General features: G+C 66.4%; 27 protein-coding genes and 1 other RNA gene. 15 read left to right on the plus strand and 13 right to left on the minus strand.

Features of this window, described 5'->3' with window-relative positions:
- The first annotated feature begins 55 nt into the window (after positions 1-55).
- The 5 genes from AC731_RS18350 (at position 56) to AC731_RS18370 (ending at position 4,271) form a co-directional block, all read left to right on the plus strand.
- Entirely contained in the window at positions 56-958 is a 903-nt protein-coding gene (locus AC731_RS18350) for an SURF1 family protein (protein WP_048710357.1), read from the plus strand.
- Positions 924-1,580 (plus strand): hypothetical protein, encoded by a 657-nt coding sequence (locus AC731_RS18355; protein ID WP_048708329.1) that lies wholly within the window; start codon positions 924-926, stop codon positions 1,578-1,580. Before AC731_RS18350 ends, AC731_RS18355 begins: the two co-directional genes overlap by 35 nt.
- On the plus strand, positions 1,577-2,662 hold the full coding sequence (locus AC731_RS18360; protein WP_237266566.1) for a COX15/CtaA family protein: 1,086 nt from the start codon (positions 1,577-1,579) through the stop codon (positions 2,660-2,662). Before AC731_RS18355 ends, AC731_RS18360 begins: the two co-directional genes overlap by 4 nt.
- On the plus strand, positions 2,659-3,555 hold the full coding sequence (gene cyoE / locus AC731_RS18365; RefSeq protein WP_048708331.1) for a heme o synthase: 897 nt from the start codon (positions 2,659-2,661) through the stop codon (positions 3,553-3,555). The genes AC731_RS18360 and cyoE overlap by 4 nt, the downstream gene beginning before the upstream one ends.
- A gap of 98 nt (positions 3,556-3,653) precedes the next feature.
- Positions 3,654-4,271 carry an SCO family protein gene (locus tag AC731_RS18370; protein ID WP_048708332.1) on the plus strand — a complete coding sequence of 206 codons (618 nt, stop codon included), beginning with the start codon at positions 3,654-3,656 and terminating at the stop codon, positions 4,269-4,271.
- 102 nt (positions 4,272-4,373) lie between these two features.
- Here AC731_RS18370 and rpoH read toward each other — a convergent pair whose 3' ends face one another.
- A complete protein-coding gene (gene rpoH, locus AC731_RS18375) occupies positions 4,374-5,225 on the minus strand; it encodes an RNA polymerase sigma factor RpoH (protein WP_048708334.1) in 852 nt (283 codons plus the stop codon).
- Positions 5,226-5,592: 367 nt separating this feature from the next.
- Between rpoH and AC731_RS18380 the strand changes: the two genes are divergently transcribed.
- Complete coding sequence (locus tag AC731_RS18380) at positions 5,593-6,642, plus strand: porin (protein WP_048708335.1); 1,050 nt, start codon at positions 5,593-5,595, stop codon at positions 6,640-6,642.
- A 121-nt stretch (positions 6,643-6,763) separates the two neighbouring features.
- Here AC731_RS18380 and AC731_RS18385 read toward each other — a convergent pair whose 3' ends face one another.
- Positions 6,764-7,816, minus strand: coding sequence for a porin (locus tag AC731_RS18385; RefSeq protein WP_169800069.1), 1,053 nt, complete (start codon positions 7,814-7,816; stop codon positions 6,764-6,766).
- Positions 7,817-8,018: 202 nt separating this feature from the next.
- Between AC731_RS18385 and AC731_RS18390 the strand changes: the two genes are divergently transcribed.
- Entirely contained in the window at positions 8,019-8,816 is a 798-nt protein-coding gene (locus AC731_RS18390) for a symmetrical bis(5'-nucleosyl)-tetraphosphatase (protein WP_048708338.1), read from the plus strand.
- 60 nt (positions 8,817-8,876) lie between these two features.
- Here AC731_RS18390 and AC731_RS18395 read toward each other — a convergent pair whose 3' ends face one another.
- Both AC731_RS18395 and AC731_RS18400 read right to left on the minus strand, forming a co-directional pair.
- Positions 8,877-9,620, minus strand: a complete 744-nt coding sequence (locus AC731_RS18395) for a lysophospholipid acyltransferase family protein (RefSeq protein WP_205626690.1) — start codon at positions 9,618-9,620, stop codon at positions 8,877-8,879.
- A 107-nt stretch (positions 9,621-9,727) separates the two neighbouring features.
- A complete protein-coding gene (locus AC731_RS18400) occupies positions 9,728-10,489 on the minus strand; it encodes a GNAT family N-acetyltransferase (RefSeq protein WP_048708341.1) in 762 nt (253 codons plus the stop codon).
- Between the two features lie 111 nt (positions 10,490-10,600).
- Here AC731_RS18400 and AC731_RS18405 point away from each other — a divergent pair, with 111 nt between their 5' ends.
- From AC731_RS18405 to AC731_RS18415, 3 genes are all read left to right on the plus strand, one after another.
- Positions 10,601-11,017, plus strand: coding sequence for an HIT family protein (locus AC731_RS18405; protein ID WP_048708343.1), 417 nt, complete (start codon positions 10,601-10,603; stop codon positions 11,015-11,017).
- 125 nt (positions 11,018-11,142) lie between these two features.
- Positions 11,143-12,078, plus strand: coding sequence for a carbohydrate kinase family protein (locus AC731_RS18410; protein WP_048708345.1), 936 nt, complete (start codon positions 11,143-11,145; stop codon positions 12,076-12,078).
- A complete protein-coding gene (locus AC731_RS18415; protein WP_048708347.1) occupies positions 12,072-12,545 on the plus strand; it encodes an outer membrane lipoprotein in 474 nt (157 codons plus the stop codon). The genes AC731_RS18410 and AC731_RS18415 overlap by 7 nt, the downstream gene beginning before the upstream one ends.
- 46 nt (positions 12,546-12,591) lie before the next feature.
- Here the strand turns inward: AC731_RS18415 and AC731_RS18420 are convergent, their stop codons facing one another.
- From AC731_RS18420 to AC731_RS18445, 6 genes are all read right to left on the minus strand, one after another.
- Positions 12,592-13,731: a DUF3426 domain-containing protein gene (locus AC731_RS18420; RefSeq protein ID WP_082794370.1), complete on the minus strand. Its 1,140-nt coding sequence runs from the start codon at positions 13,729-13,731 to the stop codon at positions 12,592-12,594.
- Positions 13,728-14,630: a 50S ribosomal protein L11 methyltransferase gene (gene prmA, locus AC731_RS18425; RefSeq protein WP_048708350.1), complete on the minus strand. Its 903-nt coding sequence runs from the start codon at positions 14,628-14,630 to the stop codon at positions 13,728-13,730. Before prmA ends, AC731_RS18420 begins: the two co-directional genes overlap by 4 nt.
- Positions 14,631-14,636: 6 nt before the next feature.
- On the minus strand, positions 14,637-15,995 hold the full coding sequence (accC, locus tag AC731_RS18430) for an acetyl-CoA carboxylase biotin carboxylase subunit (protein WP_048708352.1): 1,359 nt from the start codon (positions 15,993-15,995) through the stop codon (positions 14,637-14,639).
- Positions 15,996-16,002: 7 nt separating this feature from the next.
- Complete coding sequence (accB, locus tag AC731_RS18435) at positions 16,003-16,458, minus strand: acetyl-CoA carboxylase biotin carboxyl carrier protein (RefSeq protein WP_004291962.1); 456 nt, start codon at positions 16,456-16,458, stop codon at positions 16,003-16,005.
- 348 nt (positions 16,459-16,806) lie between these two features.
- Complete coding sequence (locus tag AC731_RS18440) at positions 16,807-17,358, minus strand: TlpA family protein disulfide reductase (protein WP_048708354.1); 552 nt, start codon at positions 17,356-17,358, stop codon at positions 16,807-16,809.
- 11 nt (positions 17,359-17,369) lie between these two features.
- A complete protein-coding gene (locus AC731_RS18445; RefSeq protein ID WP_237266645.1) occupies positions 17,370-17,918 on the minus strand; it encodes a hypothetical protein in 549 nt (182 codons plus the stop codon).
- Between the two features lie 143 nt (positions 17,919-18,061).
- On the opposite strand from AC731_RS18445, the gene mpl reads away from it, so the two are divergent.
- Positions 18,062-19,414, plus strand: a complete 1,353-nt coding sequence (gene mpl, locus AC731_RS18450) for a UDP-N-acetylmuramate:L-alanyl-gamma-D-glutamyl-meso-diaminopimelate ligase (RefSeq protein WP_048708357.1) — start codon at positions 18,062-18,064, stop codon at positions 19,412-19,414.
- Positions 19,415-19,420: 6 nt separating this feature from the next.
- Here the strand turns inward: mpl and AC731_RS18455 are convergent, their stop codons facing one another.
- From AC731_RS18455 to AC731_RS18465, 3 genes are read right to left on the minus strand one after another with little or no spacing between them, the layout of a single operon-like run.
- A complete protein-coding gene (locus AC731_RS18455) occupies positions 19,421-20,086 on the minus strand; it encodes a BON domain-containing protein (protein ID WP_048708359.1) in 666 nt (221 codons plus the stop codon).
- Complete coding sequence (locus tag AC731_RS18460; protein ID WP_048708362.1) at positions 20,086-20,679, minus strand: SIS domain-containing protein; 594 nt, start codon at positions 20,677-20,679, stop codon at positions 20,086-20,088. Before AC731_RS18460 ends, AC731_RS18455 begins: the two co-directional genes overlap by 1 nt.
- Positions 20,680-20,723: 44 nt before the next feature.
- Positions 20,724-21,155 carry a YraN family protein gene (locus AC731_RS18465; RefSeq protein WP_048708363.1) on the minus strand — a complete coding sequence of 144 codons (432 nt, stop codon included), beginning with the start codon at positions 21,153-21,155 and terminating at the stop codon, positions 20,724-20,726.
- Between the two features lie 43 nt (positions 21,156-21,198).
- Between AC731_RS18465 and rsmI the strand changes: the two genes are divergently transcribed.
- The 4 genes from rsmI (at position 21,199) to rnpB (ending at position 24,013) form a co-directional block, all read left to right on the plus strand.
- Entirely contained in the window at positions 21,199-22,074 is an 876-nt protein-coding gene (gene rsmI, locus AC731_RS18470; RefSeq protein ID WP_048708365.1) for a 16S rRNA (cytidine(1402)-2'-O)-methyltransferase, read from the plus strand.
- A gap of 49 nt (positions 22,075-22,123) precedes the next feature.
- A complete protein-coding gene (gene pyrC / locus AC731_RS18475) occupies positions 22,124-23,158 on the plus strand; it encodes a dihydroorotase (protein WP_048708367.1) in 1,035 nt (344 codons plus the stop codon).
- A 10-nt stretch (positions 23,159-23,168) separates the two neighbouring features.
- Positions 23,169-23,606 (plus strand): hypothetical protein, encoded by a 438-nt coding sequence (locus AC731_RS18480; RefSeq protein ID WP_004264757.1) that lies wholly within the window; start codon positions 23,169-23,171, stop codon positions 23,604-23,606.
- 25 nt (positions 23,607-23,631) lie between these two features.
- An RNA gene (gene rnpB, locus AC731_RS18485) (RNase P RNA component class A) lies at positions 23,632-24,013 on the plus strand.
- Positions 24,014-24,065 lie beyond the last annotated feature (52 nt).

A 24,065-nucleotide genomic window follows, 5' to 3' on the forward strand; every position in this document is an offset into this window, starting at 1 on the left:
TTTCGTTGCAGTGTAGCCGCGTCGATGGGGCGCACCAAACGGAGGAGGCGTGCTCGTGAGCGGCCGGGCAACGGGACGCCTGCGGATGCTGCTGCCCCTGCTGGCGGGCGTGCTCGTGGTCGCCCTCACGGTGTCGCTCGGCAACTGGCAATTGCGCCGCGCGCAGGAGAAGACCGCGTTGCAGGCGCTGCTCGACGACGCGACAGCGCGGCCTGCCGTGCGTGCAACGACCACCGCGCCGCTGGCGGCCGGCACCGACGGAGCGGGGTTGCGGCCGGGCCAGCGCCTGCTGCTCGAGGGCGAGTGGTTGCCGGCGGCAACGATCCTGCTGGACAACCGCACCCATGCCGGGCAGGCCGGCTATCACGTGCTGACGCCCCTGAAGCTTGCCGACGGCTCGGGCGTGGTGGTGGTCAATCGTGGCTGGATCGCGGTGGGGCCGGACCGCCGCGCGGTGCCGGACGTGTCGGTTGCGCGCGGACCGGTTCGACTGGAGGGCCGGCTGCACCGACCTGAAGCCTCGCCCTTCACCCTGGCGCGCGCGAACCAGTCGAGTGGCGACAAGGTGGTGCAGGTGCTCGATCTGGCCCAATGGGCGGCGGCGTCCGGCCTGGGGCTGGCGCGCTGCCCTGTGACGGCAGCGGCCGACGGCGTGGGCAGTGCGATGACCGAAGGGGCGACGACAGAAGGCGCAAGCACCACGGCGCTGCCTGCGCAGGGCGCCGCCGCAGCATCGCCCTGTGTCGCGCCCTGGATTGTGCTGCAGACCACGGTCGTGAATGACGGCCTGGTGCGTGACTGGCCGTTGCCGTCGGCCGGCATCGAGCGTCATCGCGGCTACGCCTTCCAGTGGTATGCGCTCGCGGCGCTCGCGGCCGTGCTCACCCTCGCATATGTCTGGCACCTTGTTTCTCGGAGAGATCATGAGCAGCGGAACCCTCGCTTCGCCGGGCACTGAGCCCCTCGGTCCCGTGCCGCCGCCCGTGCGCCGACGCCGGGCGCGCCGCACCTTGCTGCTGCTGGCGCTGGTATGCGTGCTGCCGGTGCTGGCGTCCTACTTCATGTTCTACGTGTGGCAGCCGCAGGGGCGGGTGAACAACGGCGAATTGCTGTCGCTGACGCCCTTGCCGCAGAGCGGCTTGTCCGGGCTTGGGGGCCAGCCGGTACTGACGCGGGGCGAACTCGAGGGTCGCTGGACGCTGGTGGTGGCCGCGCCCGCCGCCTGCGATGCGGCCTGCGCGCGGGCGCTGTACGTGTCGCGCCAGGCGCGCATCGCCCAGGCGAAGGAGATGGAGCGGGTTGGCCGGCTGTGGCTGGTCAGCGATGGTGTGGAGCCGCCAGCCGATCGTCTGCCGGGTGCGTCGGTGGCCGACGAGCTGCGGATTGCCCGTGCCGATGCGGCGTGGCTCGCGACCCTGCCGCAGTGGGCGCCTGGCACCATTCATCTCGTCGATCCGCTGGGCAACGTCATGATGCGTTTCGACGACCAGGCCGATGCGACGGTGGCGGCGCGCGCGCTGACCAAGGATCTGCAACGGCTGCTGAAGTATTCGGCGCTGGGGCGGGGAGGGCGGCCGTGAGTCGCGGCCTGCGCCTGTATCGGCGCCTGGCCCTCGGCGCGCTGCTGCTGACTTTCGTCGTCGTGGTGTTCGGCGCCTATGTGCGCTTGGCCGATGCCGGGCTCGGCTGTCCGGACTGGCCCGGTTGCTATGGCAAGCTCACGCCGGCGCATGCCGCCGACGTGATCCGCGACGTGCATGCCGCGGAGCCCGACGGCCCCGTCAGCCTGCCCAAGGCGTGGAAGGAGATGATCCACCGCTACCTCGCTGCCAGCTTGGGCCTGCTGATCATCGCGCTCGCGGTGCTGGGCTGGCGATTGCGCGACAATCCACGTGCTGCGCCGGCTGTGGCCTTGGCGCTGGTCGGGGTCGTGATCTTCCAGGGACTGCTCGGCAAATGGACGGTGACCCTGCTGCTGAAGCCCGCCATCGTCACCGCACACCTGCTGGGCGGACTGACGACGCTGGCGCTGCTGGCCTGGCTGGCGCTGCGCGCCTCGGGTGCCGTGCAGCCGATGACATCGTTATCCCATGCGGGTCGGTCGACGCGCCGTCTGCAGTTGGGCGCCAGACTGGCCTTCGTCCTGCTGATCGCGCAGATCGCGCTCGGCGGCTGGACCAGCACCAACTACGCGGCGCTGGCCTGCACCGACTTCCCGACCTGTCACGGCAGCTTCGCGCCGGACGCCGACTATGCCAACGCCTTCCACGTCGTGCGCGAACTCGGCATGACGGCCGACGGCGAGTTGCTGTCCAACGCCGCACTCACCGCCATCCACTGGTCGCACCGCATCGGTGCGCTGGTCGCGGGGGGCGCGCTGTTGCTGCTCGGCGGCGCGTTGTGCCGGCGGCGCGCCACCCTCGATGTCGGCGTCGCGCTGCTTGCGGCCTTGGCGTTGCAGGTCGGGCTCGGCGTCGCCAACGTGCTGCTGTCGCTGCCCCTGCCGCTGGCCGCAGCGCACAACGCTGGCGCAGCCCTGCTGGTGTTTGTGATGGTGTGGGTCAATTTCCGGCTGGGGGCGCCGCGCGCCCTGCCATCCGTCGCGCCGCAGCGTCGGGCGGCTCCGCCGCTGACGATGGCGATCGAGGAGGGGAGATCATGAAAATCGCCGCTTTGGATGCCGCCCGCGCCAGCCGTATGCGCGCCTTCTACGTGCTGACCAAGCCGCGGGTGAATACCTTGATCGTGTTCTGCGCGGTGATCGGCATGTTCCTCGCCGTGCCCGAAGGCTTGCCCGACGCTATGACGGTGTTCGCCGCGACGGTCGGCATCGCCTGCGTCGCCGGTGCGGCGGCAGCGATGAATTGCCTGATCGAACAGCAGATCGATGCCCGCATGACGCGCACCCGGGCCCGGCCGCTGCCGCGCGGCGAGCTGTCGCCGCCCGAGGTGCTGCTGTTCGCCGGCGTGCTCGGCGGCTCTGGCCTGACGCTGCTGCACCAGATGGTCAATCCGCTGACGATGTGGCTGACGCTCGCTACCTTCGTCGGCTACGCGGTCGTCTATACCGTGCTGCTGAAGCCGCGCACGCCGCAGAATATCGTGATTGGCGGCGCCTCCGGCGCCATGCCCCCTGTGCTGGGCTGGGCCGCGGTGTCGGGCGAGGTCAGCGCCGACGCGCTGCTGCTGTTCCTCATCATCTTCGCCTGGACGCCGCCGCACTTCTGGGCGCTGGCTCTGTACCGGACCGCCGATTATGCGCGCGCCGGGTTGCCGATGCTGCCGGTCACGCACGGCGCCGAATTCACCCGCCTGTCGGTGCTGCTGTACACGCTGATCCTGTTCGGCGTCACGCTGCTGCCCTTCGCTACGCGCATGAGCGGCGCGCTCTATCTGGGCGTGGCGGTGGCGCTCGGCTTGCAGTTCATCCGCTACGCCTGGCGGCTGTACCGCGACTACAGCGATGCGCTGGCGCGACGCACCTTCCGCTTTTCCATTGCCTATCTGTTCGGGCTGTTCGGGGCGCTGCTGGTCGACCACTACCTGCCGTGGTGACCGGCGGGTGACTGCGGCGCCTTGACGCAGGCGGTGTTTGCGCGCGTCGCAAGCGTCTATCATCGGGCGCTGATTCAACCGGCAGCATGAGGTGCCCGATGTCGTTCCGCTTCTCCCGCATGTCCTGTCTTTCCCGCCTTGCCCGTGCCGCGGCAATGGCACTCGCAGTCGCCACGCTCGCAGCCTGCACCCCGCCCGAGCCAATCTTCCGCAGCACCGACATCACCGGCGCCGAGTACGGCAAGACGCTGCAGCTCATCGACCACCACGGCCAGGCTCGTACGCTCGCGGACTTCAAGGGCAAGGTGGTGACGATCTTCTTCGGTTACACCCAGTGCCCGGACGTCTGCCCCACCGCGCTGGCGGGCATGAGCGAAGTCATGCGGCAACTCGGCCCGGATGGCGACAAGGTCCAGGTGATCTTCATCACCGTCGATCCCGAGCGCGATACGCCCGCGTTGCTGGCCGAGTACGTGCCGGTGTTCGACAAGCGCTTCCTCGGCCTGTACGGTACACCTGACAAGATCGCCGAGGTGGCCAAGGATTTCCGCGTCTTCTACCGCAAGAGCGGCGACCTGACCGGGCACTACACCATCGACCACTCGGCTGGCACCTACGTGTTCGACCCGCAGGGCCGGTTGCGCCTGTACGTGAAACATGCCGAGGAGCCCGCAGTCATCGCGGCGGACATCAAGGCGCTGCTGGCAGGGAAGTGACGCAGGCCGGTTGTGACAAGGGCCGCATGAACACGGCGGCCGCGTAAACGCAAAACGGCAACCTCCCGGTTGCCGTTTCCGCTTGTGTGCGAGGCCGTCGGGTCAGGCGACCGCCGCCAGCATCCCGCGCATCTTCTGCATGGCCTTGGCCTCGATCTGGCGGATGCGTTCGGCCGACACGCCGTATTCGGCGGCCAGTTCGTGCAGCGTGGCGCTGTCGCCTTCGCTCAACCAGCGGCGCTGGACGATGGCGCGGCTGCGGTCGTCCAGGCTGGCCAGCGCGTTGCGCAGGCCGCTGTCCTGCAGATGGGCGAGCTGCGTCTGCTCCAGCACTTCCGAAGGTTCGGCGTGCGGGTCGGGCAGGTAGGCGATGGGCGCGAAGCGCTCGTCATCGTCGTCGTTGCCGCCCTCGAGCGGAATGTCGCGACCGCCGAGGCGGGTTTCCATCTCGACGACTTCTTCCGGCTTCACGCCCAGTTGGGCGGCGATCGACTTCACTTCGAGCGGGTTCAGCGTCGTGCTGTCCTGCTTCATGCCCCGCAGGTTGAAGAACAGCTTGCGCTGCGCCTTGGTGGTCGCGATCTTCACCAGCCGCCAGTTCTTCAGGATGTACTCGTGGATCTCGGCCTTGATCCAGTGGATCGCGAACGAAACCAGACGCACACCACGCGTCGGGTCGAAGCGCTTCACGGCCTTCATCAGGCCGATGTTGCCTTCCTGGATCAGGTCGGCATGCGGCAGGCCGTAACCCAGATAACCACGAGCGATCGCAACCACCACGCGCAGATGCGACATGACCAACTGGCGGGCAGCATCGACATCGCCGTCATCGCGCAGCCGCGTCGCCAGTTCCACCTCCTGCTGCTCGCTCAGCATCGGCATGCGATTCACGCTCTGGATGTACTGATCCAGGCTGCCGGCGGCGGGAACGGGGAACGTCAGGGCTTGAGACATAGGCTTGTGTCCTCCTTGCGCTCAGATATTAGCACTCGGGGCATCAGAGTGCTAAGCCGGGTCTGAGTTCCGTCTTTGATACACGGCGCTCCCTCCCGATCGTACGTGGGTTCGGGCATGCGGGTATCCCATTGTCAGGGGCTCAACCCCGCCCGACGGCACCGGCTGCGATTCCCGCAGGCAGGTGCCATTGGCGTTGTCATCTGTTGCACGACTGCAACAACAATCCTCCGAATGTGGTGTTTTAGCGCTGCCGGGCTTGCAAGGGGCGCGGCGGGTTTGCAGAATCGCTCCAACTTCTCGCCAGAGAGGTGAGTAGGGCCGAGGCACATGCCAAGGTCTCAACTTCATATTTGAGGAGAAACACATGCAGAAGAAACTGATCGCGCTGGCTGTCGCCGGCCTGGTTTCGGCTCCGGCCTTCGCTCAGTCGAACGTGACCATCTACGGTCTGGTGGACATGGGCTTCAGCTACCGTGGCGACCACTTCGTTGACGGCGTCGGCAGCAAGACTGCAATCGACTCCGGCGTTGCCAACGGCAGCCGCCTCGGCTTCCGCGGCACCGAAGACCTGGGCAATGGCCTGAAGGCTGGCTTCGTGCTGGAACAAGGTTTTTTTGCCGATCGTGGTGTCAGCGCCCAAGGTGAGAAGACTTTCGGTCGTCAGTCCTTCGTTTCGCTGGCTGGTGGCTTCGGTGAAGTTCGCGTGGGTCGTCAGTACCACATGCAGAACATGCTTCACGGCGCTTACGATCCGTTCGGTGACGGCACCGTCGGCAAGATCTCGAACGTTTACGAGCAGACCAACTCGGGTCGCTTGGACAACGCTCTTGTCTATATCTCCCCGAACTTCTCGGGCCTGACCGTGATCGCTGCTTACTCGACCCAAGCAAACGATCAAGAAAACATCGACAACGACGGTGATGCACGCGTCTGGGGCATCTCCCCGATGTACAACAACGGCCCGCTGTCGCTGGCTGCCAACTACCACCAGGTCAAGGTTGAAGGCGCGAGCGGCAAGAACAAGGTGTGGGATCTGGCTGCCGCCTATGACTTCGGCGTGGCCAAGGTTTCGGCCATGTATGGTCAGAACAAGTACGACGCCGAGTTCACCGGTCTGGGCGACGACGAGAAGGCCAAGTACTGGATGCTCGGCGTGACCGCTCCGGTTGGCGCTGCTGGCAAGGTCATGGCTTCCTACGTGTCGGGCAAGTACGACTTCGCTGGCGACGACTACAAGGTTGGTCAGTGGGCCCTGGGTTACACCCACGCGCTGTCGAAGCGTACCGACATCTACACGGTCTACGCTGACATCAACAACAAGGATGACGTCCTGCTGGCCAGCTCTGGCGACGCCACCAACGGCGGCGAAGGCTACCAGAAGGGTTTCAACCTGGGCGTGCGTCACCGCTTCTAATCTGTCTTATCGACAGGTTTGAAAGTAAAAACGGGAGCTTCGGCTCCCGTTTTGTCGTTTACTGCGACTGCATACAAGAAACCGCCCCGTAGGGCGGTGGTCGTGGTTTCAGATCTTTCGATCAGAAGCTGTGATTGATGCCGAGCGCAAACTCGGTGCTGTCGCCCAGCTTGTCCTTGGCGGCGTCCAGCACGGAATCGTTGTACTGGCTGGCATACGCATAGAGCTTGGTGCGCTTCGAGAGCTTGTGGCTATACACCACGCTGATGCCCTTCACGTCGTCGTCGAAACGCGTGCCGTAAGCATTGACGTTGAGGTCTTCGCTTGCGGTTTGGTAGGTCGCCATCAACTCGCCCGCCTTGCCGATCGGCATCGATGCGCCGATCAGCCAGGCTTTCTCGGTTTGCGCCGACTTATCGAAGCCGACGTTCTTCAGTTGCCCGAAACCTGCATGCACCTTGAGGGCGCCGAAGTCATAGCTGCCGCCGAGTGCAATGTTCTTCACATCATCGGTACCCGGGCCTTCGGCAAGGTCGGACACATTGCGCTGATCATAGGTAAGCGCCAGTTTGAGCGGGCCGTTGGCGTAGCTCAGGCCCGCCGAGAAGACGCTCTGGTCGTTGTCGTTCTCGAGCGTTTCCTGACCTTCGCGCCGGGTCGAGTAGCCAGCAGCCAGTTGGAAGCCGGACAGATTGGGGGAGTAGTAGAACACGGCGTTGTCGACGCGTTCTGCCACCGCATCGTAGCCAAACACGGTCTTCGGGTTGGCTTGCAGGAAGTTCGTTCCCCACGGCGAAACGGTGCCGCCAAACCAGTCGTAGCCAAGTGCATTCTGGCGGCCAACGCGTAGCTCGCCAAAGCCGCCGGAAAGGCTGACCCATGCGGCGCGGCCGAATGCACGTTCGCCTTGGGCTGCGATGCCGCGGTCAGCCTCGACACCGGTTTCCAGGCGGAAATTGACCTTCATGCCGTTGCCCAAGTCCTCGGAGCCCCGGAAGCCAAGACGTGAGCCGCCAGATATTCCGCTGTCGATGGAGCTCGTGGAGCCCTGGCCATCCGCGTCGCGATAGCTGTAGCCCAGGTCCATCACGCCGTAAACGGTGACATTCGATTGAGCAGCGGCGTGCCCGCAGAACGCGGCAGTGAGAGCGCAGGCGAGGAGTTTCTTCTTCACGTTGTTGATCCCATAGAAGAGGTTGGTTAGGTTGTTGGCTGCACAGCAAATGCAGTCCGTCGGAGCCTTATGGCGTCTCGTATTTTCAGTGCGGGATGTGACGCGGTAATGAATTGGTGCAATGTTCTTGCCTCCTGAAGCCCTTACAATCCCCGGTCCTTGACACCGATCCGCGGTCCTGAGCGCTCGCGCAATCCAAAGCATGTCCATTTACGCTATCGGCGACATCCAGGGCTGTTACGCACCACTCGACCGTATGCTCGAGCGCATCGCCTTCGACCCGACTCAGGACTGCCTCTGGGTGGTCGGCGATCTCGTCAATCGGGGGCCGGAATCGCTGCGCGTACTGCGGCTGCTGCGCGACATGGGGGCGGCGGCGAATGTCGTGCTGGGCAACCACGATCTCTATCTGTTGATGGTCGCGGCCGGCTATGCGCGGCGCGATAGCGACGACACCCTTTACCAGGTGCTGGAGGCGCCGGATCGCGACGAGTTGCTGGACTGGCTCGCGCGCCGGCCGCTGGTGCAGGTCCAGGGCGAGCATGTGCTGGTGCACGCGGGCTTGCTGCCCGGCTGGACAGTGACGAAGGCGAAGGCGCTCTCCGACGAGGTGGCGGCGGCGCTGACCGGGCCGAAGGCCAAGACCTTTCTGCTGCAGCTGGCAGGCAACCGGCCGGAGCGCTGGGACGAGCGACTCAAGGGCTGGGACCGGCTGCGGGTGATCGTCAACGCCTGCACCCGGATGCGTTTCTGCACGCCCGATGGGCGCATGGCGCTGCGCGCGAAAGGGGCGCCCGAGCAGGCGCCGCCGGGTACGCTGCCGTGGTTCCGCGTGCCGGACCGGATGAATCGCACGCACACGATCGTGTGCGGCCATTGGTCGGCGCTGGGTTTCTACCGCGAGCCGGGTCTGATCGCGCTCGATTCGGGCTGCGTGTGGGGCGGCAAGCTCACTGCGGTGCGGATCGAGGACGGCGAGGTGTTCCAGGTGCCGGGCTGAGCGCCTGTAAGGCGCCGTCCGTCAAGGCGCGTGCGTATTCAGGGTGCGTGTGCCTCGCCTTCAGAGGTGTTCGCCGTCATCCGCACAGCCGATGTCCTGCATGATGGCCATTCGCGCCTGTTGGGCAAGGCGGCGGCGGTCGATGCCGTCGCTGGTCTCGATGGGCGCGGAAACCGTGACCCGTGCGACGAGCTCCCGCGTTGCGATGATGTTGGCCAGGCACTGGCCCAGGCTCAGCGCGCCATCGTAGGCGGGCGCTCGGCTGTAGCTTTCGTCCATGTTCCGGTAGCTCAGCGCCAGCGGCTGCACGGCGTGGCCGCAGGCCACCGCGGGCTGCAGCAGTGCGGCATGAAAGTGCAGCACGTGGCGGCCGTCCGTGGTGGTGCCCTCGGGGAAGATCGCCACATTGCGGCCGGCATCGAGCAGCGCCGCGATCTCCGCATTGATGATGCGCGCATGCCCGCGGCTGCCGCGGCGCAGGAAGATGGTGTCATTTCGCGCAGCCAGCCAGCCGATGAGCGGCCAGTTGCGCACCTCGGCCTTGCTGACAAAGGCCGAAGGTGAAGCGGCGTTGATGACGAAGATGTCCACCCACGAGATGTGGTTGGCGACCAGCATTGCGCCCGGTGCGATCTGCATGCCCTGCAGTTGCAGGCGCAGGCCGAGGATGCCGAGCATGCGTTGCGACCAGCGCTGGCGCAGTGTCAGTTGCGTTGTCTTCGCACAGAGGGGATAGACCAGCACCAGCGTTGCTGCGCCCTGCAGCAGGTGCAGCGTGAGCCGCAAGTAGCGCCAGCCACGCAGCAGGCGTGGTGTGGATCGTGCCACCTCCGGCCTGCTTGTCGCTTGGGTGGCCGACAGTGGCTGCGCTGATGTCGCCAGTACTGCGGTCTCCGGTCCATTCATCAAGGCTAGCGTCCCATGAAGTGTCGCGCGTAGCGGTCGTCGACCTTGGTCATCGGCATCAGGATCGGCAGGTCGGCGGTGTTGAAGTCGGGATCCCAGGCGGGATCGCCGCAGATCCAGGCGCCAGCGCGCAGGTAGCCCTTGATCAGCGGCGGCGGCTCGGCGGCAAGGTCACTGCGCAGTGCGCGCATCGGCAGTGGGCAGCGCGGGAACACGTGGTACTCGGTCGGTGCGAGATGCTTTTCGCGCAGCCGATTATACAGGCTGGCTGCGGCGTGGCCGCCGTCGGCCATGCTGACCGAGGCGCAGCCCATCAGGTAGTCGTAGCCGTTCTCCTGCATGTAGCGTGCGAGGCCGCCCCATAGCAGCGCGATCACCGCGCCGCTGCGGTAGTCGGCGTCGATGCACGAGCGGCCGATCTCCACCAGCCGCGGGCGAAGATGCTGCAGGCGGGTGAGGTCGAACTCGTTCTCCGAGTAATAGCCACCGACCCTGCGCGCGGCAGAAGGCGACAGGATGCGGTAGGTGCCGACGATACGCCCGGCGTCCTCGTCGCGCACGATCAGGTGCTCGCAGAAGGGGTCGTAGATGTCGCGGTCGACGCCGGGGGTGCGCGTCGGCAGGCGTGCGCCCATCTCGTCGGCGAACACGCGAAAACGCAGCTTCTGGGCCTCGAGGATCTCGGTCTCGCAGGTGGCGAGGCCGACGTGGAGGTTGCGCCCCTTGCGGGCGGCGGCGTCCTGGCGGGGCTGGCGGTTCTCGAGCATGGCTGTTGTCCATCCTGTTGGGATGGGGCCATTCTCGAAACCCTGCGTTGCGGTGCGGTGACGCGATGGTTACGATGCGATGACCAGAATGCAGACAGATGAGGAGAGGAGATGGACAACTGCGTGTTCTGCCGCATCGTGATAGGCGAACTGCCGGCGTCGAAGGTGTATGAGGACGAGCACACGCTCGCGATCATGGACATCCAGTCGGTGAATCCCGGTCACATGCTAGTGCTGGTGAAGCCGCATCGCGACAACATCTACGCGCTCGACGACGCGCTGGCCGGCGCCGCACTGCGCACTGCGGCGCGCATGGCGCGCACCGTGAAGAAGGTGACGGGGTGCGAGGGCGTGACGCTGTTGCAGGCGAACGAGCCCGCCGGCGCGCAGACGGTGTTCCACTTCCATATCCACGTGCTGCCGCGATGGACGGACGACGGCATGGCGCTGGCGTGGCCGGTGAAGAACCCGCCGCGCGAAGCCTTGCAGGAAATGGCGGAGCGCTTGCGGGCAGGACTGGCGGATTGATCTTCGCCTCGGCGGACACACGGTCTCGACCATCTGCCCAGGGAGCGTGACCGCCTGCCCGGTTGTGTATGAAGGCCGCCTCGTATAATGGCGGCCTTTTTCATCCGTCCTTGCGGGCCCGCTCTATGTCCATCCTCGTCTGCGGATCGGTCGCCTATGACTCGATCATGGTCTTCCACGACCGCTTCAAGAACCACATCCTGCCCGAGCAGATCCACATCCTGAACGTCTCTTTCCTGGTGCCGGATCTGCGCCGCGAGTTCGGAGGCTGCGCCGGCAACATTGCCTACTCGCTGAAGCTGCTGGGTGCCGATCCGCTGATCATGGCGACGGTTGGCGAGGATGCAGGACCCTATCGCTACCGTCTGCAAAAGCTGGGATTGCGCCAGGACCATGTGCGCGAGGTGCCGGGCACCTTTACCGCACAGGCCTTCATCACGACGGACCTCGACGACAACCAGATCACTGCGTTCCACCCGGGTGCGATGTTCCATTCGCATCTCAATGACGTGCGCGAGGCGAGGGGCGTGAAGCTGGGCATCGTGTCGCCGGACGGCCGCGACGGGATGCTGCGTCATGCCCGCGGCTTTGCCGCGGCTGGCGTGCCCTTCGTGTTCGATCCGGGCCAGGCACTGCCCATCCTTGGTAGCGAAGAGTTACTCGAGTGCCTGCAACTGGCCACCTACTGCACGGTCAATGACTACGAGGCTCGCCTGATGAGCGAGAAGACCGGTCGCAGCGAGGCCGAGCTGGCCGCCATGGTGGACGGCTTTGTCGTGACGCTGGGAGCGGAGGGATCGCGCATACGTCATCGTGGCGAGGTGTTGAGCATCGCAGCGGCCAAGCCGGATGCGATCATCGACCCCACCGGGTGTGGCGATGCGTACCGCGCCGGCTTGCTGCATGGCATTGCAAGCGGGTGGGACATGCTGCGTGCGGGCCGGCTGGCCGCGGTGATGGGGGCGATCAAGATCGCCCACCGCGGCGGACAGAACCACCAGCCGACGCGCGACGATATTGCGGCGCGTTATCGGCAGGCTTTCGGAGAGGATCTATGGTGAGTCTGAGAACGACCAGATTGCAGGCTACGGCGGGTGCGCTTGCCGCATTGCTCATCCTTGGTGGGTGCGCGCAGGGACTGGGCGGCGGGGCCTATTCGCGTACCGAGGCGCGCCGTGCGATGACGGTGCAGTTCGGCACTGTCGAGTCGGTACGCGGCGTGCAGCTGGAAGGGACCAAGACGCCGGTGGGTACCGTGGCCGGTGCGGCCGTGGGCGGCATTGCCGGCAGCACGATCGGTGGTGGGCGCGGCCAGGCGGTGGCGACGGTGATCGGCGCGGTGGCTGGCGGCTTGGCCGGCGCGGCGGTCGAGGAAGGGGTGACCCGTACGCAGGGCGTCGAGGTCACCGTGCGGCTGGATAACGGACAGTTCCTGGCCGTGGTGCAGGCTGACGAGGGCGAGGGTTTCCGGCCGGGTGAGCGTGTACGCGTGCTGCGCGATGCCGGCACGACGCGCGTGACGCGCTGAGTGCCGATACGACGGGCGTTAGGGGCGGAAGGCCACGGGTAGAAGGTCAGGGATAGAAGACGTAGACCCGGTAGCCCGTCGGCGCGAGATCGGGCGCTTCGAACCGGATGCGGGCATTGACTGCCCGTCGTCCGGCGAAAGCCTCGCCTTGTTGTGCCGCAGGAATCCATTCATCGGGCGCGAGGGTTCGGCGGGCGATCGGCATGTCGCGAGCGTCGGTCAGCGTCAGCTCGAGATGAGGCCAGGCCTGCGCGTAATCCGCACGGTTGTTCACCGTTGCGTTCAGGACGTAATTGCCCGGGCGACCGGGCTCCGACTGGAGGTCCGACGCGTCGAGCCCGATCGATTCCGCATTGCGGGGATAGGGGACGTTGCAGCCGAGCTGTGCGCAGGCTGATGTCAGGATCGGGCGCAGGCCCGGCAGTTCGCGTGCGATGTCGGTGCGATACAGGTAGGTGCCCTGCGCCAGCAACAGTCCGAATAGCAGGCCGAGGGCGAGCCCCTCTAGCGTGCGTATTGCCGCGCTGGCCGGCTTCGGCGGACGGCCGTAGCGTGCGTCGAGGCGTGCGATGTCGATGTGGGCCGGCTTGATGTCGACCGGTGCGATCGGCTCGGCGACTGAAAAGGTGGGTTCGCGCTCCGCCGCGGCCTCGCGTGGGGCTGCCCGCGGCTCTTCAGTACGGAGTTCGCTCGACGGCGTTTCCTCGATGAACGGTTCGGGCGTAGCGGCTGATGCCGGTTCGGGGTGACCGGCCGGCTCGGTTGAGGCCGGCCGGCGGCCGCTGCGCAGCACGTCGGGCAACGCTGCTGCCGTGTGCTGCCCGGAGCTTTCAGGCTTGGTTTCACGCGCTTGCGGCGCGGAACGCTCGTCTGGCGGGGTCAGGCCGGGGAAGTCCGGGATCTCAAAATCCAGGTCGGTGAGGCTCGCCGCCTGAGTCGGCGAGTGTTCGGGCGCCGGGTGGGGAGGTTCGGCTGGTGGTCTTGGTGGCTCCGGCTTCTCGATCTCGGGGAAGGTGAGATGCGGCGCTCGTGGAGTCGCAAGGGCTTCGCGTGGCCGGATCTCGTGCTCGCGCGCGTTGAAAGGATGAAAGCAATGGCCGCAGCGGACCTCGCCCCGGCGTGCGTTGAGCTGTTCCGGACTGAGCCGGAACACCGTCTGGCAGGCTGGGCAGCGGGTCAGCATCATGCGGCGGGGCGCTGCCCCTCGAGCCGGATCCAGCCTTCGTGGGCGGCGCCGACCCGCAGCGCGATGAAGGGCGCCCAGGCTTCGATGACCTGCTCGGCCTGGGTCTCGAGCACGCCCGACAGCGCCACCTTGCCCCCCGGCGCAACGCGCGCGGCAATGGCGGGCGCCAGTACGCACAAGGGGTTGGTCAGGATGTTGGCGACCACGATGTCGAAGGTGTCGCCGACCGGCGTACCCGAGTGCTGCAGACGGATCGTCGCGGCGTTGCGTTCGGCGTTGTCGCGTGCGGCCTCGACCGCCTTCTCGTCGATATCGACGCCGAGTACGTCGCCCGCGCCCAGCTTGGCTGCCGCGATGGCGAGGATGCCCGAGCCGCAGCCATAGTCGAGCACGCTGCAGCCGGGGGTGATGCTGTCACACAGCCATTCGAGGCACAGCCGGGTGGTCGGGTGCGAGCCGGTGCCGAAGGCCATGCCCGGATCGAGCTCGATGTTGATTGCCGCCGGATCGGGTGCCTCGTGCCACGAGGGCACGATCCACAAGCGGTCGGTGATGCGGATCGGGTCGAACTGACTCTGGGTGAGCTGCACCCAGTTCTGCTCGGCGACCTGTTCGGTGGTGTAGGGCGGCAGGGCGTCGAAGCCGGCGGCCTGCGATGCCTCGGTGAGCAGGGCGACGAGGGCGGCATCGTCGGTGTTGCCGTCCACCAGCGCGATGACGCGGCTGTGATCCCACAGCGCGGTCGGCAGGTGGCCCGGTTCGCCGAACTGGGGCGTTTCCGCCTCGGTGCCGGCGTCAGCGTCCTCGATGGACACCGACAAGGCACCGGCCTCCATCAGGGCGTCGGACAGCGCCTCCGCCTTGGTCGCGTCTGCCTGCAGGGTGACCGAGATCCACATCGGCGCTCAGTCCTTCACTTCGTTGCGGTCGGCCAGCTTGTGCTCCAGGTAGTGGATGCTGGTGCCGCCTTCGATGAAGCGCGGGTCGAGCATCAGCGTCTGGTGCAGCGGGACGTTGGTCTTGATGCCTTCGACCATCATCTCCGACAGCGCGATGCGCATGCGGCGGATGGCCTGGTCGCGGGTGTCGCCGTAAGTGATGAGCTTGCCGATCATCGAGTCGTAATGCGGTGGTACCGTGTAGCCGTTGTAGACGTGCGAATCGACCCGCACCCCGGGGCCGCCGGGCGTGTGCCAGTTGCTGATGCGACCGGGCGAGGGCGTGAACTTGAACGGGTCCTCGGCATTGATGCGGCATTCGATCGCATGGCCGCGGAACTCGATGTCGCGCTGGCGGAACCACAGCTTCTCGCCGGCTGCGACGCGAATCTGCGCCTGCACGAGGTCGACGCCGGTGATGAATTCCGTCACCGGATGCTCGACCTGCAGTCGGGTGTTCATCTCGATGAAGTAGAACTCGTCGTTCTCGAACAGGAACTCGAAGGTCCCTGCGCCGCGGTAGCCGATCTTGCGGCAGGCTTCGGCGCAGCGTTCGCCGACCTTGGCGATCAGCTTGCGGTCGATGCCGGGGGCCGGCGCTTCCTCGATGACCTTCTGGTGGCGGCGCTGCATGGAGCAGTCGCGCTCGCCCAGATAGACGGCGTTGCCGTGCTGGTCGGCCAGCACCTGGATCTCGACGTGGCGCGGGTTTTCGAGGAACTTCTCCATGTACACCACCGGATTGCCGAAAGCGGCCTGCGCTTCGGCGCGGGTGGTGGTGACGGCGTTCAGCAGCGCGGCCTCGGTGTGCACGACGCGCATGCCGCGTCCGCCGCCGCCGCCCGCCGCCTTGATGATCACCGGGTAACCGACGGCGCGGGCGATCTTGACGATCTCCTTCGGGTCCTCGGGCAGCGCGCCGTCCGAGCCCGGTACGCAAGGCACGCCGGCGGCCTTCATCGCGTCCTTGGCCGACACCTTGTCGCCCATCAGGCGGATCGTGTCGGGACGCGGGCCGATGAAGACGAAGCCTGATTGCTCGACGCGCTCGGCGAAGTCGGCGTTCTCGGACAGGAAGCCATAGCCGGGGTGGATCGCTTCGGCGTCGGTCACTTCCGCAGCCGAGATGATGGCCGGCACATTCAGGTAACTGAGCGTGGAGGAGGCGGGGCCGATGCATACGGACTCGTCGGCCAGGCGCACGTATTTGGCCTCGGTATCGGCCTCCGAGTGCACCGCGACGGTCTTGATGCCCAGCTCGCGGCACGCGCGCAGGATGCGGAGTGCGATCTCTCCGCGGTTGGCGATGAGAATCTTCTCGAACATGGCGCGATCAGCCGATGACGAAGAGCGGCTGGCCGTACTCGACCGGCTGGCCGTTCTCGACCAGGATCGCCTTCACGACGCCTGAGAACTCGGACTCGATCTCGTTCATCAGCTTCATCGCTTCGATGATGCACAGGCGGTCGCCCACCGACACGCTCTGGCCGACGTCAGCCATCGGCTTGGCGCCCGGCGCCGAGGCGCGGTAGAAGGTGCCGACCATCGGCGACTTGACGATATTGCCTTCGGGCAAGGCTGCCGCTGCAGGTTCGGTTGCGGCGGCGGCTGCGGGCATCGTTGCGGCAGGCGCGGCAGCCGGAACGTGGGCGACGTAGGTTGCCGGCGCGGCTGCGCCGCCGAAATGCTTGGCGATGCGGACCTTTTCCTCGCCCTCGGTGACTTCCAGTTCGGAGATGCCCGATTCCTGGACGAGGTCGATGAGTTTCTTCAGCTTGCGCAGATCCATGCTAGTTCTCCGTGCCGAACGGCCTTGCCTGTCGGGGCGGCCTACGGCAGTTGTGGATTGATTGTCTGGGTGCCGCGAATGGGCGTTGGGGCGGCGCGATATCGTGCGCGGCGGGTCCTGGAAACGACCGCTCCGGCGGCCGGAGGCAACGAAAAGCCCACGGGAAATCCCCCGTTGTGGCTTACTGCCAGGCTCGGTCGATGGCCAAAAACGCTGACGCAAGAAGGCGAAATGCGGCTTCCGCCTCGTCTCGATTCAGTCTTTTGGCAGCGTGATGTACGCTTCATGGCAGCAAGTTTGCCGCAAATCCCGACAACTTGTCCACTTGCGGCTTTTGCGGAGAGAGCCTCAGTGTGCGAGCAGTGCGCGGATTTTGCCCTCGAGTTCGTCCCGGTTCAAGGTGCCCAGCTTGACATGGCGAGCTTTGCCTTCACGATCAATGATGACCGTGAAGGGCAGGGCGCGGGCGTCGTTGCCGAAGCCGGCGGCCAGCGCAAGGGCTTCCGGGCCGGCGATGAGCAAGGGGTAGGGGACCTTGAACTCGTCGTTGAAGGCCTGCACTTTCTCCAGACTGTCGATGCTGATGCCGACGAACTGCACCGGCTGGTCCGCAAGCGCCTGGCTGGCTGCGGCGAAGTCGGGAATCTCCTTGCGGCACGGTGGGCACCAGGTGGCCCAGAAGTTGGCGACGATGACCTTGCCTCGCCACTGTTCGATCGCCTGTGCCTGGCCGTGGGTGTCGGGCAGGCTCAGGGCGAGCAGGGCATTGACCGTCTCGGCGGAGATGTCGCGGCGCGTCGTGACAGGCTCGGGCTGGCTGGCGCGATTGGCGAAATAGCCGCCGACACCTGCGAGCAGGGCGACGATGAGGATGAGTGCGGTTTGCAGGCTGCGGCTCATTGGGGTGTCCTTCAGTCGCCGGAGGGGGCGGCTTGCTCGTCCAGGCTCGAGCTGGCGAGCAGGGCTTCGACCTGCGCCAGGCGCGCACGCTCCTGGCGACGGCCGCTGCGCTCGGCGCCCGCCGGATAGATCGACAGCCGAACCGGCACATCGTCCCAGTCGAAAGTCAGGATGGCCTCGGGCGTGTTGGGGGCCGGTCGCCGGGGTTCGCGATGTTCGTAGTGGAAATCCTGGTTGAGGAAGAAGATCTCCACCTCCTTGGCACTCTCGGGAAAGAGCTCGATTTCCAGTTCCGAATAGCGGCCCGCCGTGCCGTCGAGTGCGCCGCCCGTCAGATAGGGGCGGAAATCGGCCAGCAGGCGCATGACTTCGACCGCGGCGCTGCGCATCTCGTACAGGCGCTCGGGTTGCTCCTCGTCCTGATACAGGGCCTGCCAGGCGCGCAGCTCGGCCTCGATCTCGGCGTTGTTCGGCAGGGCGTCGGAGTCGGTTGCGCCCAGTTGCTTGGCCGCCTTGCGTTTTGCGAAGCCGAAGTCGCTGATGCCGTCTTCGGCCATCATGCGGGCAGCCAGGGCGGCGATCTCGCGCCGCAGGGTGCCGCTGTGGGGGGCGTGTGAGTGCATGATGGGGGTCGGGTAGAATGCCGGCCAATTCTACACGGCCCGGTTTCATCCGGATGACGGCCTCTCGGAGCTTCTCCCCCATGCACATCCACATCCTCGGCATCTGCGGCACCTTCATGGGCGGCGTGGCGCTGCTTGCGCGCGCGGCGGGCCATACCGTCACGGGTTGCGATGCCAACGTCTATCCGCCGATGAGCACCCAGCTCGAGGAGCAGGGCATTCGGCTGATCGAGGGCTACGATCCCTCGCAACTCGACCTTGCGCCCGACATGTTCGTCGTCGGCAATGCCGTGTCGCGTGGCAACCCCTTGCTCGAGGCGATCCTCGATCGCGGCCTGCCTTATGTTTCGGGACCGCAGTGGCTGGCCGAGCACGTGCTGGCCGGGCGCTGGGTGCTGGCGGTGGCGGGCACGCACGGCAAGACCACGACGACCTCGCTGCTGGCGTGGATGCTGGAGGATGCCGGGCTGAATCCGGGCTTCCTGGTTGGCGGTGTGCCGCAGAACTTCGGCGTGTCGGCGCGCCTGACCGAGTCGCCCTTCTTCGTCATCGAGGCCGACGAGTACGACACCGCCTTCTGCGACAAGCGCTCGAAGTTCGTCCATTACCGTCCGCGCACGGCAATCCTCAACAACCTCGAGTTCGATCATGCCGACATCTTTGCCGACCTGGGCGCCATCGAGACCCAGTTCCATCATCTCGTGCGGACGATTCCCGCAATGGGGCGGGTGATCGCCAACGCACGCGAGGAAAGCCTGAAGCGCGTGATCGAGCGTGGCTGCTGGTCGGAGCTGGAGTGGTTCAACGAGCCGGCGCAATGGACGGTGGCGACAGGTGCGTCCGAGGCCGAGGCCGTGTTCTGCCTGGGTGGCGTGGAGCAGGGGCGGGCGATCATGCCGCTGGCGGGCAGCCACAACCGCGAGAACGCCCTGGCGGCAATCGCGGCGGCGCGCCATGCGGGGGTGACGCCGGCGCAGGCCATCGCCAGCCTCGCGCGCTTCAAGGGCATCAAGCGCAGGCTGGAGCTGCGCGGCGTCGAGAACGGGGTGCGGGTCTATGACGATTTCGCTCATCATCCGACGGCGATCGCGCTGACGGTCGGGGGCTTGCGCCGGCGCGAGCCCCAGGGGCGCATCCTGGCCGTGCTCGAACCGCGCTCGAACACGATGAAGCTCGGTGTGATGAAGGCGCAACTACCCGGCAGTCTGGCGGAAGCCGACCGGGTGTATTGCTACGCGAACAATCTGGGCTGGGATGCGGCCGAGGCACTGTCGCCGCTCGGCGAGCGCGCCCGCACCTATGAGGCGCTGGAGCGGCTGGTGGCTGACGTGGCCGCTGTGGCGCAGCCGGGCGATCATGTGCTGGTGATGAGCAATGGCGGTTTCGGCGGCGTGCATCAGAAGCTGCTCGATGCGCTTGCCGCCGCCGGCTGACGCCCCTTACTTGCGCGCGCCGGTCGGGTTGTCGAGGCGGCGCGCCTCTTCGTCGCTGATGTATTCGAACACGCGCACCACCTTGCGCACGGCCTTGCTGGTGCGTGCGACCTCGGCGGCGGCGTCCGCTTCGGCGCGAGTGACGATGCCGAGCAGGAAGACGACGTTGGCTTCGGTCACGACCTTGACGTTGTGGGGCGAGAACCGCTGAGCGTCCACGAAGCGGGCCTTGACGTTCGAGGTGATCAGCGCGTCGTTGCCGCGTGCGGTCAGCGACGAGTTGGGGCCGACCACGACTTCGTTGATGACGCCGCGCACGTGCTCGACCCCGGCAACGATGCGTTCGAGCTCGCTGCGAACGGTTTCGTTCGGCGCCTCGCCGGTCAGCAGGACGTTGCGGTTGTAGGACGTGACGTTGATGTGGGCGCTGTCGCCGAAACGTTCGCGGATGCGGCTGGCGACCTTCCATTCGATCCCTTCATCTTCGACATAGGCCCCGCTCGTGCGCCGGTCGGAGATCATGGCGGCGCTGGCGCCGACGCCGGTGGCGACGACAGGAAAGCAGCCTTGCAGCAGGGGCAGGCTGCCTGCGGCGAGCAGGCCGAGGACGAGGCGGCGCCGGCCCTCAAGGGGCTGTGCGGAACGGCTGGCGGTGTGAGGGGCGTTGGGCATCAGTCTTCCACTCCGAGTAGTAAACAGTCGATACCGTCGCACAGGCAGTGCAGGATGAGCAAATGCAGTTCCTGAATGCGGGCCGTGCGATCGGCGGGGGCGCACAGATGGATGTCTTCGGGGCCGAGAAGTTCGGCCACCGTGCCGCCTTCGATGCCGGTCAGCGCGATGATGCGCATGTCGCGTTCCTGCGCGGCCTGGATCGCATCGACGATGCGCGAGGAGTCGCCGCGGGTCGACAAGGTGAGGAGAACGTCGCCGGGCTGGCCGAGTGCAAGGATCTGGCGCGAGAAAAGCGCTGCCGGACTGGGGTCGCCGGCGATCGGGGCCAGCGTGGAGGCGTCGGCGCTCAGGGCGAAGGCAGCCAGCGAGGGGCGTTCGAGCTCGAAGCCATTGACCAGCTGCGCGGCGAAACGGCGGGCGTCGCCGGACGAGCCGCTGCCGCCGCAGACGAGGATCTTGCCATTGTCGAGCAGGCTCGACGTCATGACCTCGACGGCGCCGGCGATCGGGGCGGCGAGCATCTCGAGGGCGTCGTGCGTCGTGCGCGTGTTGTCCTGGAACTGTCGGGAAATGCGCTCGATGAGATCCATTTTGCGTTCGTCATTCGATGGACGCAAAAGTCTAGCATGTAGCCTTATCCGGCATCGAAGGCGGCACGTAACCAGATGATGTGCGCTTCGTCCGGCTTGTCGAGCAGTACGGCGTCGAAGCGGCACGCGGCGCCCTGGAAGCGGCGCCCCTGGCCGGTGAGCCACCACTGGGCGGCGAGCAGCACACGCCGGCGCTTGGCTTCGGTGATGCTGGCGGCGGCACCGCCGAAGCGGGCATTGGTGCGCAGGCGGACTTCGACGAATACGACGCAGTTGCGGTCCAGGCAGATCAGGTCGACCTCGCCGCCGCGGCAGCGCACGTTGCGGGCGATGAGGCGCAAGCCGTTGGCGGCGAGGTGGCGGGCGGCCAGGTCTTCGGCAAGTTGCCCCTGCGCTTGCGCGCGGGTCGGCCGGGCGTCGACAATGTCGCCGTCCGGACTCCGGGCTGCGCCGGTGGCGCGTTGTCGTGCTGCCATTCCTGTTTTCCTCCTTGCGCCGCCTGGCGTGCCTTCCGACGACATGACTCCATCCATCCCCCTGCTGCAGAATCCGCTGGCAAGTACATCGTCATTGTATGTGGTGGCGACACCGCTCGGAAACATGAATGACATCGGCGTGCGTGCGTTGTCCGTGCTGGCTGCTGTCGACGTCGTGGCGGCGGAGGATACGCGCCATAGCCAGCGCCTGCTCGATGCCTTCGGGGTGACGACGCGAATGCTGGCGGTGCATCAGCACAACGAGCAGGAGGCGGCCGGACGACTGATCGCATTGCTCGAGTCGGGGCAGCAGGTGGCGCTGATCACCGATGCGGGCACGCCCGCCGTCTCCGATCCGGGGGCCAGGTTGGTGGCGCGGGTGCGCGCCGCCGGCTACCCGGTGGTGCCCGTGCCCGGGCCGTGTGCAGCGGTGGCTGCGCTGTCGGTATCCGGCTTTGCCGAGGGTGGCTTCCGCTTTGTCGGCTTCCTGCCACCGAAATCGGCCGCGCGTGTCTCGGCGCTGCAGACCCTGCGCGACGAACGGGATGCGATGGTGTTCTACGAAGCGCCGCACCGCATCGTCGAGTGCGTGGCGGACATGGCTGCGGTGTTCGGCGGCGAGCGCGAGGTGCTGATCGCGCGCGAGATCACCAAGCTGCACGAGCAGATCGTGCGCATGCCCCTGGGCGAGACGGCGGCCTGGTTCGCCGGCGACGCCAACCGCAGTCGGGGCGAGTTCGTGCTCGTACTGGGTGGAGCGCCCGACGTGGAGGGGCTCGATGCGGAGGCCGAACGCGTCCTGGCGCTGTTGCTGGATGCCTTGCCGGTGAAGGGCGCGGCGAAGCTTGCCGCGGAGATCACCGGCGCGCCGAAGAACCTGTTGTACGCCCGTGCGCTGGCATTGCGCGAGCCGCGCTGAAGGGCGTCCGACCGCCTATAATCATGACCTTGGTCCAAGGATAAGCACCATGCAAACGATCACCCTTGTCCGTCCCGACGACTGGCATCTCCACGTCCGCGACGATGCGGCGCTAGCCTCGGTGGTACCGCATACCGCAGCTCGTTTCGGGCGTGCGCTGATCATGCCGAACCTGAAGCCGCCGGTGACGACCACCGCGCAGGCGCTAGCCTACCGCGAGCGCATTCTTGCGGCCGTGCCGGGGACGCGTTTCGAACCGCTGATGAGTCTTTATCTCACCGACAACCTGCCGCCTGACGAGATCGATCGTGCGGTCCAGTCGGGCCGCATCGTGGCCGCGAAGCTTTACCCCGCGGGCGCCACGACCAACTCTGACGCCGGCGTCACGGCCATCGACAAGATCTATCCGGTGCTCGAGCGCATGGAGAAGCTCGGGCTGGTGTTGTGCGTGCACGGAGAGGCGACCGGTGCGGATGTCGACGTCTTCGACCGCGAGCGGGTCTTCATCGAGCGCACGCTGTCACCGCTGGTGCGGCGCTTTCCAGGGCTCAAGGTGGTCTTCGAGCACATCACGACGTCCGAAGCCGCGCAGTTCGTACGCGCGGCCGGTGCGCATGTGGCGGCCACGGTGACCGCGCACCATCTGTTGCTGAACCGGAATGCCATCTTCCAGGGCGGTATCCGTCCGCATCATTACTGCCTGCCGGTGCTCAAGCGCGAGACGCATCGTGAGGCGCTGGTGGCGGCCGTCACCTCGGGTAATACGCGCTTCTTCCTCGGCACGGACTCGGCGCCGCATGCACGCAGCACGAAGGAGAATGCCTGTGGCTGCGCGGGCTGCTACACCGCCCATGCTGGCATCGAGCTCTACGCCGAGGTGTTCGAGGCGGCGGGTGCGCTTGAGAAGCTCGAAGCCTTTGCGAGCCTGAACGGTCCGGCGTTCTATGGCCTTGCACCCAACCCGGACTCGATCACCCTGCGCAAGGAGTCGTGGTCCGTGCCGGCGAGCTATCCCTACCTGGGTAGCGATCCGCTGGTGCCGCTGCGTGCCGGTGAGAGTGTGTCCTGGAAACTGGTCGCCTGAGGAGAGGGGCATGATCGGCCACGTCAGCCGTATCCGTCGGATTGTCCTTGCGCTTGCCCTGCTGCCGCTGTTGTCCGCCTGCGAGAACAGCGCGACGGCCTACATGGTCGAGGGCAGCCAGCATGCGCTCGTGCTGGTGCGCGAGCAGAAGTTCTTCTGGGATGATGAACTCAAGCAGTCGCTGATCGCTTCGCGTCTGCCGCACTGCCAGAAGCGGGTGTCGATTCACCCAGGCTCGACGACGCTGGTCGAGATGCGCGTGTATGAGGCTGGCGACCGGCTGTGGGCGCTGCATCAAGGCAACCGCTGGTATCTCGCCAGCACGGAGCAGTGTCGCGTGCAGGATTGGGATAACGCCTCGGGTCAGCCCCCCGGTCGCCTGGTCGGCAGTTTCGTACTGAAAGAGGGGGCGCCGACTTTTGTTGCGGCGCCAGCCGACGGCGGCTGAGCCGAACGCGTATAATCCGACGCGGGAAGTTCGCCAGGCAGTCGCTGCGCACCTCGTCGTGCGTGGAGGAAAGTCCGGGCCCCGCAGAGCAGGATGCCGGCTAACGGCCGGGCGCCGTGAGGCGACGGAAAGTGCAACAGAGAGCAGACCGCCGATGGCCCGTGCAAACGGGATCAGGCAAGGGTGAAACGGTGAGGTAAGAGCTCACCGCAGGACTGGCAACAGGACTGGCACGGCAAACCCCATCCGGGGCAAGGCCAAATAGGGGAGCATTGGCGTGGCTCGCGTCGCTCCCGGGTAGGCTGCTAGAGCGCCACGGTAACGGGGCGCCCAGAGGAATGACTGCCCGATGTCGCCGGCTTGCCGGCGATGTTCGACAGAACCCGGCTTATCGGCGAACTTCCCCACTTCCATTTTTGAGCCGCAAGGCCTCCGCATACGGGCGCGCATGCGCGTCGC

The organism is Thauera humireducens, from assembly GCF_001051995.2.
Lineage (GTDB): Bacteria > Pseudomonadota > Gammaproteobacteria > Burkholderiales > Rhodocyclaceae > Thauera > Thauera humireducens.

What these genes read in the sequence shown, in the direction of transcription:
- rsmI (WP_048708365.1), top strand. Translation starts at nt 21,199, where the DNA reads ATGACTCCATCCATCCCCCTGCTGCAGAATCCGCTGGCAAGTACATCG.
- accC (WP_048708352.1), bottom strand. Translation starts at nt 15,995, where the DNA reads ATGTTCGAGAAGATTCTCATCGCCAACCGCGGAGAGATCGCACTCCGC.
- AC731_RS18355 (WP_048708329.1), top strand. Translation starts at nt 924, where the DNA reads ATGAGCAGCGGAACCCTCGCTTCGCCGGGCACTGAGCCCCTCGGTCCC.
- AC731_RS18480 (WP_004264757.1), top strand. Translation starts at nt 23,169, where the DNA reads ATGATCGGCCACGTCAGCCGTATCCGTCGGATTGTCCTTGCGCTTGCC.
- AC731_RS18415 (WP_048708347.1), top strand. Translation starts at nt 12,072, where the DNA reads ATGGTGAGTCTGAGAACGACCAGATTGCAGGCTACGGCGGGTGCGCTT.
- AC731_RS18455 (WP_048708359.1), bottom strand. Translation starts at nt 20,086, where the DNA reads ATGCCCAACGCCCCTCACACCGCCAGCCGTTCCGCACAGCCCCTTGAG.
- rpoH (WP_048708334.1), bottom strand. Translation starts at nt 5,225, where the DNA reads ATGTCTCAAGCCCTGACGTTCCCCGTTCCCGCCGCCGGCAGCCTGGAT.
- AC731_RS18440 (WP_048708354.1), bottom strand. Translation starts at nt 17,358, where the DNA reads ATGAGCCGCAGCCTGCAAACCGCACTCATCCTCATCGTCGCCCTGCTC.
- AC731_RS18460 (WP_048708362.1), bottom strand. Translation starts at nt 20,679, where the DNA reads ATGGATCTCATCGAGCGCATTTCCCGACAGTTCCAGGACAACACGCGC.
- AC731_RS18410 (WP_048708345.1), top strand. Translation starts at nt 11,143, where the DNA reads ATGTCCATCCTCGTCTGCGGATCGGTCGCCTATGACTCGATCATGGTC.
- AC731_RS18400 (WP_048708341.1), bottom strand. Translation starts at nt 10,489, where the DNA reads ATGCTCGAGAACCGCCAGCCCCGCCAGGACGCCGCCGCCCGCAAGGGG.
- cyoE (WP_048708331.1), top strand. Translation starts at nt 2,659, where the DNA reads ATGAAAATCGCCGCTTTGGATGCCGCCCGCGCCAGCCGTATGCGCGCC.
- pyrC (WP_048708367.1), top strand. Translation starts at nt 22,124, where the DNA reads ATGCAAACGATCACCCTTGTCCGTCCCGACGACTGGCATCTCCACGTC.
- AC731_RS18420 (WP_082794370.1), bottom strand. Translation starts at nt 13,731, where the DNA reads ATGATGCTGACCCGCTGCCCAGCCTGCCAGACGGTGTTCCGGCTCAGT.
- AC731_RS18380 (WP_048708335.1), top strand. Translation starts at nt 5,593, where the DNA reads ATGCAGAAGAAACTGATCGCGCTGGCTGTCGCCGGCCTGGTTTCGGCT.
- AC731_RS18445 (WP_237266645.1), bottom strand. Translation starts at nt 17,918, where the DNA reads ATGATGGCCGAAGACGGCATCAGCGACTTCGGCTTCGCAAAACGCAAG.
- mpl (WP_048708357.1), top strand. Translation starts at nt 18,062, where the DNA reads ATGCACATCCACATCCTCGGCATCTGCGGCACCTTCATGGGCGGCGTG.
- AC731_RS18390 (WP_048708338.1), top strand. Translation starts at nt 8,019, where the DNA reads ATGTCCATTTACGCTATCGGCGACATCCAGGGCTGTTACGCACCACTC.
- accB (WP_004291962.1), bottom strand. Translation starts at nt 16,458, where the DNA reads ATGGATCTGCGCAAGCTGAAGAAACTCATCGACCTCGTCCAGGAATCG.
- AC731_RS18405 (WP_048708343.1), top strand. Translation starts at nt 10,601, where the DNA reads ATGGACAACTGCGTGTTCTGCCGCATCGTGATAGGCGAACTGCCGGCG.
- prmA (WP_048708350.1), bottom strand. Translation starts at nt 14,630, where the DNA reads ATGTGGATCTCGGTCACCCTGCAGGCAGACGCGACCAAGGCGGAGGCG.
- AC731_RS18370 (WP_048708332.1), top strand. Translation starts at nt 3,654, where the DNA reads ATGTCGTTCCGCTTCTCCCGCATGTCCTGTCTTTCCCGCCTTGCCCGT.
- AC731_RS18465 (WP_048708363.1), bottom strand. Translation starts at nt 21,155, where the DNA reads ATGGCAGCACGACAACGCGCCACCGGCGCAGCCCGGAGTCCGGACGGC.